Genomic DNA, 16,582 nt, shown 5'->3' with positions numbered 1-16,582 from the left:
TTAAGGCTCCTGTCAGGTGGGGTGTAACCTGAACTCATAGCTTTGCCGGATCGCCGCCGCAGGCGATTAAGGCTCCTGTCAGGTGGGGTGTAACCTGAAATCATTTAGTCGGGTGCAGGTTCAGCGCTGGACGCATCCATCTAGTTTGCCTAAGCTTGAGCCCTATTTGACAGAGGGCAGAGTTCATGGCAAAACGCGGTGGTAATGCAGGACATGATTTTCTGGCATGAACAGGCTATCCTAGATACCGCTTTACGCGGGATATTCCCGCCGACTAAAACTAATACACCATTTCAAATCCTCATCTCTCATCATTAATGGTTTAATAACCCGTTGCGTTTATAAGCCTGTTCACATTAACGTCACGCCCAAACCAAGCGTTCAGACTAAGCCGAAAAAGAGAACCATATGCGTCTGACAAATTTGATCCCGCTGCTATTTGTGTGGCTATGGAGCACCGGCTTTGTCGGCGCCAAATACGGCCTGCCCTATATAGAGCCCTTCTTCATGCTGTTCGTGCGCTTTATCTGCGTGATCGTGTTGATCGGTTTGATCGTCGAAATCGGGCGGCATTCGCGCGCCACATTGCGTCAGGCGCTAGGCCAGATGCTTGTCGGGATCATGCTGCATGGGCTGTATCTTGGCGGGGTGTTCTATGCGATCAAGCAAGGTGTGCCGGCGGGCATTTCGGCGGTGATCGTGGGCTTGCAGCCGATCCTTATATCGGTGCTGGAGCGTGTATTTTTGCACCAGCCCGCGCGCCCAAACCAGTACTATAACAGCCAATATATCGGCCTGATCGCTGGCTTTATCGGCATCACCCTTGTTGTGACCAGCAATACATCCTTCGACCTCGGCATGATCAAGATCGCCAGCCCCGCCAACTTCGCCAGCCCCAATAGCATATCAACCAATGCAAACTCCATGAGCATGGCTGGGCTAATCGCCAATATCGTTGCCTTGTTCGGCATTTCGGTTGGCACCATCATTCAAAAGCGCATCGGAGCCGCTGTCCCCTTGCTTAGCGGGTCATTATATCAATATCTGGGGGCGATGGTGATGATGCTGATTCTGACCTTCACGCTGGAAACGCAAACTGTCACGCCGACAATCGAGCTGGCATTGGCGCTGTTATGGCTGGTATTCGGCCTGTCTATTTTGGCGGTGGTGCTGTTGATGTATATGATCCGCGAGGGCGAAGTCGTCAAAGTCACCAGCTATTTCTATCTGGTGCCGCCAGTGACCTTGCTACAGACATGGTGGCTATTCGATGAGCAGTTGAATGCGGTCGCGCTGGTGGGCTGTGCGCTGACCGTTTTTGCAGTTTATAAAGTAGTTCGCGCCCCCACCGCCTAGCCTATGGTTGCTGTCTTAGATCGGATGAAATGCGCAAAATTTTACTACTAAAACTCATGCTTTACATATAGTTTCAATATGTTTCCACAAAGGATTAAAGCCCCTGTCAGGTGGGGTGTAACTTGAAATCATTTAGTCGGGTGCATCTTGATCGCTGGACGCATCCATTTAGTTTGCCTAAGCTTACGCCCTATTTGACAGAGGGCAAAGATCATGGCGAAAACGATCATCATCACAGGCGCGGGTAGCGGTATCGGGCGGGCAACGGCACAGGCATTTCTTGATGCGGGATACAAGGTTGGGCTTATTGGCCGGCGGCGGGAAACCCTCGATGCAACCGCCAACGGGCATGAAAACGCCCTGATCATGCCATGTGATGTCAGTGATGCTGATGCTGTCGAGGCTTCGTTCAGCACCGCCTTTAATAGCTGGGGTCGCCTTGATGTTCTGTTTAACAATGCCGGCATTGGCAGTCCAGCTATGCCTATCGATGACATTCCCGTAAAGACATGGCTTGATGTTGTGAATATCAACCTAAACGCGTCTTTTTTATGTGCGCGGGCGGCCTTTGCCTTGATGCGCGCGCAATCCCCGCAAGGTGGGCGGATAATCAATAATGGTTCGATTTCTGCACATGCCCCACGGCCAGGATCGGTGCCCTATACCACAACCAAACATGCCATTACCGGTCTGACCAAAACCTTGTCGCTGGATGGCCGTCCGTTTGATATTGCCTGTTCGCAGATTGATATAGGCAATGCGCTGACCGAAATGGCGATGCCGATGACCAAAGGCGTGCCGCAGGCCGATGGCACTATCAAGGCCGAAGCCACTATGGATGTGGCGCATGTTGCCGACGCGGTTCTGCATATGGCCAATCTGCCGCTTGAAACCAATGTCCAATTCATGACGATAATGGCGTCAAAGATGCCTTTTGTCGGGCGCGGCTAGATCTGGCCTGACAGGGTGTAACTAAATCAATATAACTATCTGCTATGATCTATAACGCGACAGTCACTCGTGTTTGTTCATGATATGTTTCACGTGAAACATTTAGCTTTCTATAGTCCAAGATCCAGCTGGCTATCCTGATCCGCCTGCTTTTGGCGGCGTTTGATGCGCATATCGTCAGTGCCCGATTGTATCCTGCGGGACAGTGGCACACCCTCTTTCCGGCTCGCATGTCTGGTCACAATACGCGCCGCTTCACGGCGGTGCATGGATGATTTGCGAATGGCGTGCATATGCTGGCTAGCGCTTTTGCGGGCGATTTTCTCATCTACAATGGGCGCTGGATAGTCCGGTGCCTGATCTGGCCGTATCCATGGCGTATGGATCAAATTATCCGATATATGCCGCAGCTCGGGCACCCAGCGCCGGATAAAAATGCCGTGCGGATCCTGATCCTGACTTTGCTTGATCGGGTTATAGATACGGATTGTATTGATGCCGGTAATGCCCGATTGCATCTGGCATTGGCTATAATGGATGCCAGGTTCATAATCGATAAAGCTACGCGCAAGATGCTGGGCTGGAGACCGCCAATCAAGCCATAGATGATAGCTAGCAAAGCTCATCGTCATGGCCCGCATCCGAAAGGTCAGCCAGCCCGTCGCTGTCAGTGACCGCATAACCGCATCGACAAGGGGATAGCCTGTGCGCCCCTCTACCCATGCGGCAAATCGGGTATCGGCATCGGCATGCGTCTTGTCGAGAGCGTCATAAGCCGAATGAAAAGGCCGGAATTCAATGGCAGGTTCATCTTCAAGTTTCTGAATGAAATGGCAATGCCAATGCAGTCGGCTTTCAAAGCTTTTTAGGGCATTCTGCCATGCGCGCTTATTGCCTGTTTCAGCGTCGCCTATTGCCAGTTGCCGGCGTCGTGAGGCTTGAAATACCTCGCGCAGTGACACAGCACCAAAGGCCAGATGCGTCGAAAGCCGCGAACAACTATCAGCGGCGGTCACAGGTGATGACATTTCATAGCGATATTTTTGTCCGCGGCTTGTCAAAAAGCTTTTTAACAGCGCAATCGCGTGGTTTCGGCCACCTTTCTGCCGCTCAGTGCATCGATCATCAATAAGCCCTAGGGCATTAGGGCTAGGCAATGGCACACCCTTTATCCCGATTGATGGTAAATGATCTGGCGCAGGCACAACATCGGCCTGCATCATCTTGTCCCATTTACCAGCCCAACCCCGCCGTGAACGAAGCGGTCGATGCACACCATGCTGGGCAAATTCATGCCACGGACAATGATGGTTTTTACACCATTCTTGAACCGCTAGATCACGGGCATATGTCCAGCCATTCCCCGTTTCTTCGTGAGAGTAAAGCGCCGTTATGCCATATTTTTGATGGATGCCCGCCAACACGCTTGGCATATCACCCGCATATATAACTAGGGGCTGGCCTAATTTGGTCAGGCTTTCATCAAGGCTGGCAAGGGTTTCGCCAAGAAACGCATAGTGACGATATGACATGTCAGGCTGCGCCCATAATGCAGGCTCAACAACATAAATCGGCAAAACAGCACCAGCCGCAGAGGCCGCGACCAGTGGCGCATGATCCCATACACGCAAATCCCTTTTAAACCAAACAACATGCATGACTTTGCCCCTTAACAAGTCCTATATGTGTATATCAGACTGCGATAAATCAAATGCCTATCTGCAAAACACATAATTAATATTGCATATATTGCAGTGACACCCATATAGCACTCATCATCGACTGAATGCGGCACTTCATATCCGCCATATCCGCCATATCCGCCATATCAGGTAAGATCATGTCACTTCAGCCCCTCAAATCTCGTTTTGATAGCCGTGAACAGCTCATCGCATATGTTGCCAGCCTTAACCCCAAGAGTGCTGACTCCATTGTAAGCGCGACGATTGGTGGGGAAGAATCTGCACAAACCGCATTAGCGAATATTAATCCACAACAATATGCGCATACGCGTAACTATCTTGATGGTGACGTGTCGCGGTTATCGCCATATATCCGGCATGGCATTATTTCGCTTAATGATGTCCGCAACCACGCCCTATCGATCAGCGACGACCCAAAACAAACCGAAAAATTCATTCAGGAACTAGCCTGGCGCGATTACTGGCAAAGACGTTACCGCCAGAACCCGCATGACATATGGCATGATATTGAAGACTATAAGACCGGTTTTACGGCTGACGATTATGCTGACACGCTAGCCACGGACATTACAACTGGTCAGACCGGCGTTGCCGTTATAGATCATTTTATTCATGAACTATGCACGACTGGTTATCTGCATAATCACGCACGAATGTATATCGCAGCCTATATTGTGCATTGGCGGCGCATAAAGTGGCAAGCTGGCGCAAAATGGTTTTTGCGTCATCTGCTAGATGGTGATCCCGCAAGCAATAATTTATCCTGGCAATGGGTAGCCAGCACTTTTGCCAATAAACCATATTTTTACAATCTTGAGAATGTAAGGAAATATGCCTCATCCGGGCTTAATGTTGCAGCACAGGATAATGTGCCGCTTGCCTATTCTTATGACGAGTTGGACGGTATGCTGTTTCCAAATCGGGAGGATAATCATGGCTAATCTTATTATTCTTCATGAAGATGCTTTACGTTTAAGCCACCCTATTTTCAATGATCATACGAAATCCCTATCCGATCACAGTGACTGGAAAAAGCCTGTTTTTATCTGGGATCCGGATTATTTTGCGGATGCCGGATATAGTTTCAAGCGTCTTGTTTTCATATATGAAACGCTCAGCACAATGCCTGTTGATATATATTATGGCAAAATGAATGATGTGATTGTTGCGTTGATTGAGCAAGAATCCCTGACTCATCTGTTTATTCCCAAAACGCCTAATCCACAGCTTTGCCACTTCATTGAATTTGCACGCGGCCAGCTGCCAACGCATATCATTGAAGATGATGCTTTTGTGGCATTGGAACGTGCGCCTGATCTGGGGCGGTTTTTTCGCTATTGGAACAAGGCCAAGAAAGCCGCTTTATCCCAAGATGGCGTCAGATTATAGATCAGGCAAAATTTCGATGGGAAGCCCAGCATAATTTTCCGCAAATGATTTCATCGCGGCATCTGACGATAGCAGGTAATCCATATCCGCACGCTGAAGCCGCTTTTCAAATTCAGAATGGCGATGATCGGTGTGCAACAAGGTTGTGCAGAACCAGCTAAAGCGTTCGACTTTCCAGACACGCCGTAGCACACGCTCCGAATAATCCTTAAGTTGCGCTTCACTGCCATCACAATAGAAATCAATGAAAGCGGCCGATAATAAGGCTATGTCAGCAATGGCCAGGTTCAAACCCTTTGCCCCTGTGGGGGGGACTATATGCCCCGCATCTCCAGCCAGAAACAAACGCCCAGATGACATAGGTTCAGATACAAATGATCGCATCGGCGTGATGCCCTTTTGAATGATCGCACCACGATTTTGCTTAACGCCGATCCGGATATCCAATTCATCCCACAATGCCTCATCCGACCAATTATCAACATGATCGTCATTATCAACCTGAATATAGAGGCGGCTGATCTCATTGGATCGCATTGACTGCAAGGCAAACCCTCTTGGATGCTGGGCATAGATCACAACTTTATTCATAGGCGGTGCCTTGGCCAAAATACCCAGCCATGAATAGGGATAAATCAGATCAAAATCATTGCGTATCGATGTTGGCATTGCCTTTCGGGACACACCGCGAAACCCATCACAGCCAGCAACAAAGTCACAGTTTAGGGTATGGTCTTTACCTTCGCGACGATAGAGTATCTGCGGCGATGCGCTATCAATTTCACGAATTTCAGTCACCTCAGCATCAGTTATGATGACCGTGCCATTATCCACATGCTGACGAAACAAATCTTTGACAATTTCAGTCTGGCCATAGGCCATAACCTGTCTGCCACTATCATATTTTTCAATGCTGATGGGATGAATGCCACCATCAAAAGCAATATCAATACCGTGGTGAGGCAATCCTTCACGATCCATTCGTGCGCCTAGGCCGGCGGCACGTAACATATCAACTGTACCTTGTTCAAGAATGCCGGCCCGAATACGCGCCTCACAATAGCTTTGTGACCGCGCTTCAATAATGACCGATGAAATCCCTCTTAGATGAAGGATATGTGATAATAACAGGCCAGCGGGCCCTGCCCCTATAATTGCAACTTTAGTACGCATCACACACTAACAATCCAAACGTTTCATTATGGTTAGCGCATATTTTATTAAAACACCACCAGCTAGATGTCATGTAGTTGGATAAATGCGCAGTTAGCGGAAATCCGAGTGCTTTTGCGATGACTCTCCAATCGCTTGCAAAATCATCTTTCCAATAAGGCCAATCGCAACTAATCGCAGAATGGTAACTATTGAAGCTGTCAGGGAAAATGGATCGTCCGAATGTGTAATGCGCATACTAAAATCATCTACCAGGCCGAAAATGGCAGCGACAAACACAAGAACAGCAATCAGCGAAAAATAACGATTTATTATAGCACTAACACCGATCATAGCCGACAAGACTATGACTTTGATAATCCGTTGATTAAGTGTCGCTTCGGCAAATTGAAGATCAACATTTTCCATCAACCGTAACTCGTTGATAAAAAATTCTTTTTTCAAAATTACAAATGTCAATGTGCATAAAACGATGACAAAATAAGATAACAGAAGAAATAAAAGATGACGCGAAGCATTGTCTGTGTTGCCATGGCCAGCAAGATCAACATTTGTTAGCGCGTCAATTTCCTTTTGACTTAATTTGCGAAAGAAATCTTCTGTCATGACTGCGTCCTAAAGCACTCAGTTCAAAGCTTTATGATTATCGCACAATTAATTTTTGCATCAAATTGGTATTAAATGAAAAAACCAGCACGCAAGATGCGCACTGGTTTGAAATATCATTATGAATTTAAAGTTTAGTTTTTATGACTTGCGCCCAACCGATCCGATAACTTCGGCACCAAGTTCGATGGCAAGTGAATTCGCTCTTAACTCACCATCAACTTTTGCTGTTGACCCGACTGACAATTCTTCAGTTGTCAAAGTTCCGTTGAAATCACCTGCTATTTCAACACGATCAGCGTTCATAGTGCCTTTGAAAACGCCCATCTCTTCAAGGAATACTTCAACAGCAATCAACTCACCTGAAAAATTGCCTGAAATAACAACCGGTGCTTCACCTCCGTCAAGCTTACCTTCAACGACCATGCCCTGTATGATGTTTGTACTTACGTCCATAACTATTTCCCTTTACTGCGCCAGACCGAACTGGACAAAATTTTCATTTATGAGGCTTCATCACCTGTTTCAGCATCATCGCTGGCGGCATCTTCATCTTCCGGCTCTGTAACACTATTGCCCGTATCTTCGGTCCAGTTATGAACAACACGGCAATTTAGTGCGGCACCTCGATCCATTTGCAATGATTGATAATGGACTTCGCCAGCGATCTGCGCTGTTTCAGTTGCCCACACACTATGAGCGTGCATTTCACCGTGATAATGACCTGAAATAACAACCAGATCAGATTTAATCGCGCCTCGAAATTCACCTTCTGGCCCAATTGAAACTTTTTCAGCTTCCAGATCAGCTTCGACAGTGCCATTAATCTCGATTGACTTGGCATTACTTATTGTGCCTGAAAAATGAGCGCCCTCACCTATAACAGCTTTGGTTTTAGATATATCCATTCTTCTATCCTCTAATCTTAATAAATTGGTTTTTAATTGCGGCTATTTAGTCGGCTTCGGTTTCTAGTTTGGCTGCTGCCTTCAGGATTTTTGCTGGCGCCTTTTTAAATTTAGCAACAACATGAGCACCGGCTTCAACTTCTATGCCTATACATTTTAAATCACCCTCAAAATGACCAGACGCCTCGATTTGAGCGTTAATGGAGACAACATCACCTGTCACCGTTCCCGAGATGACAACTTCCCCAGTCTCTATACTGCCATTAAGAATGGCACCATCTTGGACAGTTAATTTATTGCAAATAATCTGCCCATCCAATTGACCTGCAAGAATAACATCACCATCCGAAACAACTGTTCCAGTGATTCGCATCTGGTCGTCAATTAAAGACACATTTACACTATCTGCGTCGTTTGACTCTGAATTTTTAAACATAACAACCCCCTGATAACGCGAGCTTATCAAATTTTTTCTAATAAAGTTAAAATTAATTGTTTGCCGATACGTTACAAAGGTAACAATTTATTGAAACAGTCGTAAATAATAGTAAGAACTTAACCGTTGAATGATTTCGATCATTAGTCTTAACGGCTCATTTTATTTTTTTTTAAGTCGCGCGTTTGAGGAAGTTATGAGTGAAGATGTAGTTGACATTCGAAAGCGGATTGAAGAAATCCGAAACGAAGTCAGTTCGGCGTCGGTTTCTCAGCGCGAAGAACCTCGCTCTCGATCAGTTGGCAATATTGCTGAACTGGCGGTGGCACAGGCGGCGCAGCCTCAATATGAGACCCCTATCTCACAAGAAGTTACAAGCCAAGCCCCTCAAGAGGTGCCGCAGAATGATACAAAATCGGCGCTCGACTCAGCGTTACAAATGCCCGCTTTTACTTTAAACGTAAAAAATCAGGTCTCTAACAAAACATTGTTGGCATTTTGTGTCATTCAGACTCTTTCGAATATTGCTGTAATTGGCGTGTTGATGTGGAAGCTTGGATAAATCCATGCGCAAGATACTCGACAAAATCATTCAACGTTTTACCCCCACAATGATCCATGGCAACCGTGCCGATTCGCCTTTAACTGTGAATAATAGATTATGGTTTCTCCGCGAAAACAAATTTCTGTTCATGACCAAGAATGGTCCTGTTGAGATTACCGTTAAGCCCACTTATGTGATTTCCGCAGCGATTGTTTGTTTTGTCGGTACCGTCGTTATCGCTATTTCGACTGTGTTTCTGGGATATAACGCTGTTGGTGTTGTTAGCCGAGATTCTATCCAGACGGCGCATGCCAGCATCACCAAAATTGATGTTGTTTCGGATCGAAACACAGACAAGCTGGAGGTGATAACACTTGCCCCCAAGACAAAAGGCTTAAACCCACAAGACATAAACAGAAAACCCGCCACAGCGCGCGCCGCGCTTACCACCACATCAAAAAAGAAAGCAGATGGGATAACGACGTCTGACGATACCTTTTCCCGTATGATTTCAAAACGGGCTGGTTTGAAGGCGCTACCAACCGCCGGAAATAAAGAATCCATGATGGCCGCCAATCTGCTGGCGAAAAAAACAGAACCGGTTTCAGACCCGTCAATACCCCTAAAAGCTGACAGCGAAACGGCGCCGAAGCTTGCCGCCGCGCCATTAGCCCCGTTGCGGCCTAAACAGACAGTAGATGATGGTAAATCCGTTCAAACCAAGCCAAGCCCAAAAGAACGCGCCGCTATCGAACTGGCCGCGTTAGGTAATCTGATTCCCGATTTTGCCTTTAATAGCTTTTATAATAATGACACTTTGAATGAGCCCGACAGCGCTAATGAACCAAGCTTGGCGTTGCCTAATCAAGACACAATAAGTGCGATTGCCTCGCAACAGACACCCGCCCCCGCGCTTGATAATGATCAGGTTCGTATGCAGAAGATCGAGCCCGAATACATCCTCCCTGAAATAGATAGCGCTGTTCAGGAAATGAAATTGCTTGTGTCCATGGTCAGAGAGATTGATACAATCCGAAACCGCGTTGCCAATCTTGGTCTATTAGTTGAAAATTTACCGGACTATTCATCGGTTAGCGCGGCACTTGATCAAAAAGATTTTAAAACGTTGGTTCTGGTTTTAGATAATCATCGTTCCGCCTTGCGCAAAATTCCGTTCAAACCGCCAATGCTATATTTCTATATCTCGAGTAATTATGGCTATCGCAAGCATCCGGTGACAAAAAAGAAAGTATTCCATCACGGCATTGATCTGGCTGGCACATGGCAGGAAGACATATTGGCATCAGCGCCAGGAACGGTGACATTTGCAGGGAATGCTGGTTCCTTTGGCAATGTGGTCAGGGTGCGTCATGCTTTTGGCATCGAAACCGTGTTTGCACATCTTTCCAAGATACGCGTCAAAAAGGGTCAGGATATCAGTGAAGGCACCATAATCGGCAATATGGGTAGAACCGGCCGAACCGAAGGTGCCCACCTGCATTATGAAATGCGCGTGAATGGTCAATCCCTGAACCCACAATTATTCTTTGATGTGGGTCGAGCCATGAGCGTTAGTGGTGAATTGCGGGTTGTATCCAGCGATCGTTAAGATGGCACGTCGTATATTTATTTCCTAAAAAACTGTTACTTTGCGCCGTTACTATGTGAGGAGGAAACGCCTCCGAATTTTTCAAAGGTAGATGAAGATGTTTCGTGCGCTTGCCATTATTAGCCTTGTTACGCTTTTATCTGCCTGTAACTTATATGTAGTTGATAGCAGCGCACCCGTATTAACGACTTCGCAAATGACCAAAAGCGCTGATAGCACCGAGGCGATAACCCCGCCGCCACCGTTGCCAAAACCCGTGGCAGGAAGCGAACAAATCGCTTTTATGGATAAAACCACAGCGCATCTCGAAGGGTGCCGCTTTTTAAGCATGATGCGGCTGACGCATCGGGGCAATTTTGAGGATGGCTTGATCCTGCTTCGTAACGGTGCCTATGCCATCAATGCCAACATGATGGTGCCTGTTCGGCTTGTCGAAATGGCCGATCCCATCTCTGGATTACATTATTACCATGTTCGCCTGATGCGTTGCCCTATGCAAAACCTATCGGCTGAAAGTTAGGAGATACGATTATGGGCGACGTCCTATATCTAGATCATTATAAATCCGCTAGCCACGTCCCCGTGGATATGCAGTGCCAAACTATCCCGCAAACCGAACGCCAGCGTATCGAAGCCATTCGTGACAATATTGAAGATTTGCTGAATATGGTGGCTGGTCTGCGCCGGGACCCGGCATCAGTGGCACTGGCGGCCAGCCGCTTTGGCATCATGCGCATGTATCAAATCCATGGCCGTGCACACACAATGGCCTTTGTGGATCGGTGTATCGAAACAGCCGAAATCGCCGAAGATATTCTTGGCACCTAAACATATAGCAGGCTAAAATTTGCGCTGGGCGATTTAGGATGTATAGTCATATCCATGAGAGGGTAAAATAATCTTTTATTGAAATGGCACTTTTGAATAGATGGCGTTTGCATGTCTGGCTTGAGTAAAAAACGGGTTCTTGAAATATTATCCCGCTCGTATGGTGACGATAAGGTCAGCATGTATTGTGACCGGGCGCTATCAACATTGATCTTGTTGAACTTACTAGCTGTTTCACTTGAATCAATCGACCATTTAAGCTCCCAATATGGCCGTCTATTCTGGGCTTTTGAGTTGTTCTCGGTGACCATATTCGGTTGTGAATATATTCTGCGCATCTGGTCAAGTGATGCTAATATTGACCGCGATGGCGGCACATCGGCAAAACGGCGTTTTGGTTATATCTTCAGTTTTACCGGTTTGATTGATCTGATTGCGATTTTGCCAAGTATATTGCCATTATTCCTAGGTCAGATAGACCTTCGTTGGCTTCGCGTTCTCAGACTTGTACGCCTTTTGAAAATCTCGCACTACTCAACTGCTCTTGAGGATTTAATCTCGGCAATTCGTGAAGAACGCAATGCCTTTGGCGCGGCGCTATATCTTTTTTGCATCGCATTATTTATATCCAGCGCCTTGATGTATGTCGTCGAACATGAGGTCCAACCCGAGGATTTTTCATCCATACCAACGACAATGTGGTGGTCAATGATTACGCTGACAACTGTCGGTTATGGCGACGTATCGCCGATGACGTCACTTGGCAAACTCGTCGGCGCGGCAACTGCCATCATGGGCATTTGTGTTGTAGCCTTGCTAACAGGTATCGTTGCCACAGCCTTTGCCAATCAAGTGGCACGCCGCAAAGATATATTCGAGGCTGAAATCGTACATGCCCTTGCTGACGGTGTAATATCGCAAGAAGAGCTTAAACGCATAAAGAAAATGCAGACTGAGCTTAACCTATCTGATGAACATGCAAGAGCTATGATCGAACTGCTGAGCGAGCGAGGCACAACAAAGCCTGATTAGAGGATGTCTTAATATCCTTTAATATTCGGCGTCTGGTTAAAATATATCCCCCCGCATCACAACAAACCTAGCTGTATAAATGCACAAACATAAGCGACGGTAAAACAACTTGGCATGATAAATGCACACATATCTGCATAGTAACTCTTGGTAAGATTTTTCAAGGAGAGATAGCCATGCAGGACCGACTCGATAGTGATCTAGATGCCCGCAATTTTGATTTAGTTGCAGATAGCTTCGCTAGGCATGAATTACAAACAGATCATGATTGTGCCGCAGATAATGATGCTGGCAATTTAGGTGTGCAGTTTGTGCATTTTGATGAAGCTGAAAATAAAACCGAGACGGTTACGGTGCCCTTGAGTAATTATTTTGCGAATTACGCATCAAGTAGCGAAGAATTTATCAATACGCGGATGGCTGTGGGCGGTAAGGGGCTTTAGAACAAGCCTCCCCCCAAGTAACCCTCTTTTGTTCTCAGAATTTTAATATTACCCTAGATTAACTGGCCACATTCATACGCGCTTGGCGACGACGCTCTGATGATGATGGAATTCTGAGCATATCGCGATATTTGGCCACGGTGCGTCGGGCTAGTTTCACACCCTTTTTGGCAACCAACGCCGCAATCGCATCATCGCTAAGCGGTTTGCCGCTGGTTTCACCATCGACAATTTCCTTAATCATATTGCGAACCGCAGCGGCGGCTGTTCCATCACCTGAGTCTGTTGTTGCAATAGATACGCTAAAGAATGATTTCAGTGCGAAGCATCCTTTTGGCGTCGAGATTGTCAAACCACTTGTTACCCGACTAACGGTACTTTCATGCATGCCTACCGCCTCGGCAACATCTTTGAGCGCCAATGGTTTCAAAGCTGCCAATCCATGCACAAGGAATTCACTTTGGTGCCGAATGATTTCACCACTGATCTTCAAGGTTGTTGAATTACGCTGTTCTAGGGCGCGCTTCAACCAGCGTGCAGATCCTAATGCTTCACCAGCGAAATTCTTGGCTTCATCTTTTTTGACACCTCGGCTGGTAGCGGCAACCTTATTTCCATAATCTTCATTAATAACAAGTGACGGTAAAGTTGACCTGTTCAGATCAACAACCCAGCCCATTTTACCCTTTGTAACCACAACATCAGGGGCACTGGCAATAAACTGATTGCTCTCAAAACCTTCACCAGGCTTAGGATTAAACTCACGAATACGCACCAGAATATCAGCAATATCAGAAACATCACATTTTGCTTTGCGCGCCAGCCATTGCATGTCGCCACGGCCAAGAACATCTAAATTATCCAGAACCAAAGCCATTATTTCACATAGATCACCTTGTTCGCGTGCCTGTATATACAAGCATTCAGCTAAATCACGCGCAAAAACACCTTCGGGTTCAAGCGTCTGAAGAACAGCCAGCACATCTTCAACATCATCAATGGTGCATGTGCACATATCAGCCACATCTTCCACTGACCGGCCAAGCCATCCACTTGGCTCCAAAGCGTCTGTAAGTTCATAAGCAATAAATCGTTGTTTGGTATCAGTGATGCTAAGATCAATTTGACGCAAAACGAATTCACGCAGACTTGCCGGGCGATCAGCAACCAAACCAATCAAGTCATCCCAATCGCTATCCGGTCCTGCATTCGATGAACCTGACGAACGGCCAAGATCAAGACCTTCAGAACTGTATCGATTTTCAAGATCGCTATGGGCTGTCGGGTCATCTGCCAATGCCGTGCCATTCTCAATGGATGACGACAAATCGGATGTGCCATTTAAACCGTTATCAACATCAGAAAACGCGTCATGTGCAGATTCTTGTGCATCAGCGTCACTGGTTTTCATTTTTTCACCATCATCTGGTTTGTCAGGTGATGATACTTCAACAAAGGGGTTATCAAGCACTTGTTCCTCAAGGAACGCGGCGATATCCATATTCGTCATTTGCAACAATTTGATGGCCTGTTGCAACTGTGGTGTCATGACCAAAGATTGCTTTTGCTTCAAATTTACTGATGGCATTAACTGCATAGCTACCTCCCTGTTGAATTCACTATGCGAGGCAAAAATGAAGCTTGCAAAGCTTCTATTTGACAGGGAGGCTTGTCACTTTTCCGACAAAATAATCGTTATAATACATATGGTTGAAATATTCCCATTTTTGAAAGAATAGCATGTGTCAACAAATAGACGGGTTTATGTGTTCCTTTTATAGATAATCGAGGTTAAATGGCATGATTATTGTAGTGCTGATATTTGCCTAATGATTTATTGTTTAATAAGTTTTATCTGTTAAATAAATTTTATTGATAAAGGACGAGGATGATTACTCTTAGCCGCCTAAAACCGAATAGAGGTGCCGTGTGTCACCGTTGCCAATTTATTCGCGCCTTCATAATGATGGCTTTGATGATTGTCATTTTTGGTCTAGCGGCAGGTGATAGAGCCGTTCATCTGAGCGTCATCACTACCGAACGGGTTGCCGCTGTTATCTGCATTGGTGGAAGCATCATGTTTTTAATCAAGCTTCTGTTTTATTGGCTTGAAAGGCGACAGGCGATTGCGGCGCTTAATGACGATCACGAACTAGGCGAACAGCCAGTTGCTGATATGGGAAAAAACGGCCATATGTAAAACCTGTCGCAAAATTGACAGACCATATATGACGCTTGGCAAATTCATTTACCTGACCTGTCCAATAGGGCACTGAGTCGGTTCCTGGAAACATCTCTGCATCAATTTTAGGATTACCGCATTCATTACATACCAAACCTTCGAGTTCTTTGCGCGTGGGAAGACGCCATTCCCCATCAAGCTGCTCATTCGCCTGTTCTATGGCCTGAGCAATCATCTCATGACTAAGCGATAGCACCTCGCCTGTGCAGGTTTTGCCATCCCAGCGCTGACCAATGCTACAACGCAGCCAATCAACACCATACCTTAGATCAACTACAATATGTTCGCGCGCCATAAACAAGGTGGCCTGTGCCTTGCCCACAAGCCCAACAGCAAAAAATAATGACATTATAGATAATACATATAGTCGATTTCGTATTTGCTCACGCATGTGATCTCCTTACGTAATCTCGATCTTGTATTCCTAAAATATAAGAATACACTCATTTAGTGATACGTTAAACATAGATATGTGCATAAAACGTGCCGCAAATCGCGTTGTTAATAACAAAGATTATAAGTTGGTATGGTTATTGCTAAGACTTGCGGGTATGTACGCCCAATGTAAAGGTGGAATAAACTTATGGATATAGCTTCTCTTATTGGAATACTTGGTGCCATTGGCATGATTATGTGGGCCATGCTGTCAGGTGGTGGCCTTGGCACATTTATTGATACACCGTCAGTTTTGATTGTTTTTGGCGGTACTTTCTTTGCTGTTATGTACACAACGCCTCTTGCAACTTTTCTGGGTAGCTTTGGCGTAATGGGAAAAGCGTTCCTGCCACCTATTAAAAAGCAGGAAGATCTGATTGAGCGTATGGTTGAGTTGGCCGGCATTGCCCGTAAAGATGGTATGATGGCACTTGAGGGACAGGAAGTGCCCGACAAATTTTTCTCTAAAGGTATGCAGATGCTGGTTGATGGGGCTGACGAAACAAAGCTTACCGCCCAGTTGAATCAAGAAATCAAGGCTATGAAAATACGCCATGAATCCAATCAAAATGTTGTGAAAGCTTGGATTGATATTGCCCCAGCGATGGGCATGATTGGTACGCTGGTGGGTTTGGTGCTTATGTTGGGTAACATGGCCGATCCAAAAGCGATTGGCCCTGCCATGGCCGTTGCCTTGCTTACAACACTTTATGGCGCCTTTATCGCAAACGTTTTGTTTGCGCCAATGCTGACCAAGCTTGAAGGCTATACAACATATGAAGTTACCTATCGTGAGATGGTTGTTGCCGGACTGCGCAATATTGCCCGCGGTGAGTCACCTCGTAACATTCAAGACCAACTGGTCTCTAACCTGCCGCCTAAGTTACAGCAAAAGCTTGAAGAAGCTGTATAGCGTTTTGCAAAAGT

At 46.2% G+C, this 16,582-nt stretch carries 20 protein-coding genes; 12 read left to right on the top strand and 8 right to left on the bottom strand.

What is annotated here, in order from left to right:
- The first annotated feature begins 408 nt into the window (after positions 1-408).
- Positions 409-1,356, top strand: a complete 948-nt coding sequence (locus ACTF7Q_RS02340) for a DMT family transporter (protein ID WP_438996243.1) — start codon at positions 409-411, stop codon at positions 1,354-1,356.
- 213 nt (positions 1,357-1,569) lie between these two features.
- Positions 1,570-2,307, top strand: coding sequence for an SDR family oxidoreductase (locus tag ACTF7Q_RS02335; RefSeq protein ID WP_438996242.1), 738 nt, complete (start codon positions 1,570-1,572; stop codon positions 2,305-2,307).
- Positions 2,308-2,417: 110 nt separating this feature from the next.
- Here ACTF7Q_RS02335 and ACTF7Q_RS02330 read toward each other — a convergent pair whose 3' ends face one another.
- Complete coding sequence (locus ACTF7Q_RS02330; protein WP_438996241.1) at positions 2,418-3,965, bottom strand: FAD-binding domain-containing protein; 1,548 nt, start codon at positions 3,963-3,965, stop codon at positions 2,418-2,420.
- Between the two features lie 182 nt (positions 3,966-4,147).
- On the opposite strand from ACTF7Q_RS02330, the gene ACTF7Q_RS02325 reads away from it, so the two are divergent.
- Both ACTF7Q_RS02325 and ACTF7Q_RS02320 read left to right on the top strand, forming a co-directional pair.
- Positions 4,148-4,951, top strand: a complete 804-nt coding sequence (locus tag ACTF7Q_RS02325; RefSeq protein WP_438996240.1) for an FAD-binding domain-containing protein — start codon at positions 4,148-4,150, stop codon at positions 4,949-4,951.
- Positions 4,944-5,399, top strand: coding sequence for a hypothetical protein (locus ACTF7Q_RS02320; RefSeq protein ID WP_438996239.1), 456 nt, complete (start codon positions 4,944-4,946; stop codon positions 5,397-5,399). Before ACTF7Q_RS02325 ends, ACTF7Q_RS02320 begins: the two co-directional genes overlap by 8 nt.
- Here the strand turns inward: ACTF7Q_RS02320 and ACTF7Q_RS02315 are convergent.
- From ACTF7Q_RS02315 to ACTF7Q_RS02295, 5 genes are all read right to left on the bottom strand, one after another.
- Positions 5,394-6,572, bottom strand: coding sequence for a 4-hydroxybenzoate 3-monooxygenase (locus ACTF7Q_RS02315; protein ID WP_438996238.1), 1,179 nt, complete (start codon positions 6,570-6,572; stop codon positions 5,394-5,396). The two genes, ACTF7Q_RS02320 and ACTF7Q_RS02315, sit on opposite strands and share 6 nt — an antisense overlap.
- 93 nt (positions 6,573-6,665) lie before the next feature.
- Positions 6,666-7,178: a hypothetical protein gene (locus ACTF7Q_RS02310; protein WP_438996237.1), complete on the bottom strand. Its 513-nt coding sequence runs from the start codon at positions 7,176-7,178 to the stop codon at positions 6,666-6,668.
- Positions 7,179-7,319: 141 nt separating this feature from the next.
- Positions 7,320-7,634 carry a bactofilin family protein gene (locus tag ACTF7Q_RS02305; RefSeq protein WP_438996236.1) on the bottom strand — a complete coding sequence of 105 codons (315 nt, stop codon included), beginning with the start codon at positions 7,632-7,634 and terminating at the stop codon, positions 7,320-7,322.
- A gap of 47 nt (positions 7,635-7,681) precedes the next feature.
- Complete coding sequence (locus tag ACTF7Q_RS02300) at positions 7,682-8,086, bottom strand: bactofilin family protein (RefSeq protein WP_438996235.1); 405 nt, start codon at positions 8,084-8,086, stop codon at positions 7,682-7,684.
- Positions 8,087-8,132: 46 nt separating this feature from the next.
- Positions 8,133-8,522: a bactofilin family protein gene (locus ACTF7Q_RS02295; protein WP_438996234.1), complete on the bottom strand. Its 390-nt coding sequence runs from the start codon at positions 8,520-8,522 to the stop codon at positions 8,133-8,135.
- Positions 8,523-8,718: 196 nt separating this feature from the next.
- On the opposite strand from ACTF7Q_RS02295, the gene ACTF7Q_RS02290 reads away from it, so the two are divergent.
- From ACTF7Q_RS02290 to ACTF7Q_RS02265, 6 genes are all read left to right on the top strand, one after another.
- Positions 8,719-9,084 (top strand): hypothetical protein, encoded by a 366-nt coding sequence (locus ACTF7Q_RS02290; RefSeq protein ID WP_438996233.1) that lies wholly within the window; start codon positions 8,719-8,721, stop codon positions 9,082-9,084.
- A gap of 4 nt (positions 9,085-9,088) precedes the next feature.
- Positions 9,089-10,675, top strand: a complete 1,587-nt coding sequence (locus ACTF7Q_RS02285; protein WP_438996232.1) for a M23 family metallopeptidase — start codon at positions 9,089-9,091, stop codon at positions 10,673-10,675.
- Between the two features lie 97 nt (positions 10,676-10,772).
- Positions 10,773-11,195 (top strand): hypothetical protein, encoded by a 423-nt coding sequence (locus tag ACTF7Q_RS02280; protein WP_438996231.1) that lies wholly within the window; start codon positions 10,773-10,775, stop codon positions 11,193-11,195.
- An 11-nt stretch (positions 11,196-11,206) separates the two neighbouring features.
- Positions 11,207-11,503 carry a hypothetical protein gene (locus ACTF7Q_RS02275; protein ID WP_438996230.1) on the top strand — a complete coding sequence of 99 codons (297 nt, stop codon included), beginning with the start codon at positions 11,207-11,209 and terminating at the stop codon, positions 11,501-11,503.
- Between the two features lie 111 nt (positions 11,504-11,614).
- Positions 11,615-12,535 carry an ion transporter gene (locus ACTF7Q_RS02270; protein ID WP_438996229.1) on the top strand — a complete coding sequence of 307 codons (921 nt, stop codon included), beginning with the start codon at positions 11,615-11,617 and terminating at the stop codon, positions 12,533-12,535.
- A gap of 176 nt (positions 12,536-12,711) precedes the next feature.
- Complete coding sequence (locus ACTF7Q_RS02265) at positions 12,712-12,978, top strand: hypothetical protein (RefSeq protein WP_438996228.1); 267 nt, start codon at positions 12,712-12,714, stop codon at positions 12,976-12,978.
- Between the two features lie 58 nt (positions 12,979-13,036).
- On the opposite strand, the gene rpoN is transcribed toward ACTF7Q_RS02265, so the two are convergent.
- Entirely contained in the window at positions 13,037-14,575 is a 1,539-nt protein-coding gene (rpoN, locus tag ACTF7Q_RS02260) for an RNA polymerase factor sigma-54 (protein ID WP_438996227.1), read from the bottom strand.
- A 378-nt stretch (positions 14,576-14,953) separates the two neighbouring features.
- Between rpoN and ACTF7Q_RS02255 the strand changes: the two genes are divergently transcribed.
- A complete protein-coding gene (locus ACTF7Q_RS02255) occupies positions 14,954-15,178 on the top strand; it encodes a hypothetical protein (protein ID WP_438996226.1) in 225 nt (74 codons plus the stop codon).
- On the opposite strand, the gene ACTF7Q_RS02250 is transcribed toward ACTF7Q_RS02255, so the two are convergent.
- On the bottom strand, positions 15,114-15,611 hold the full coding sequence (locus ACTF7Q_RS02250) for a DUF1566 domain-containing protein (protein ID WP_438996225.1): 498 nt from the start codon (positions 15,609-15,611) through the stop codon (positions 15,114-15,116). The genes ACTF7Q_RS02255 and ACTF7Q_RS02250 overlap by 65 nt on opposite strands.
- Before the next feature lie 192 nt (positions 15,612-15,803).
- On the opposite strand from ACTF7Q_RS02250, the gene ACTF7Q_RS02245 reads away from it, so the two are divergent.
- A complete protein-coding gene (locus ACTF7Q_RS02245; protein ID WP_438996224.1) occupies positions 15,804-16,568 on the top strand; it encodes a motility protein A in 765 nt (254 codons plus the stop codon).
- Positions 16,569-16,582: the final 14 nt, after the last annotated feature.

This window comes from Puniceispirillum sp. (SeqCode), from assembly GCF_965657105.1.
Taxonomy (GTDB): domain Bacteria; phylum Pseudomonadota; class Alphaproteobacteria; order Puniceispirillales; family Puniceispirillaceae; genus Puniceispirillum.
The sequence above is the reverse complement of the archived record's forward strand: the minus strand, read 5'-3'. Positions and strand labels throughout refer to the sequence as shown.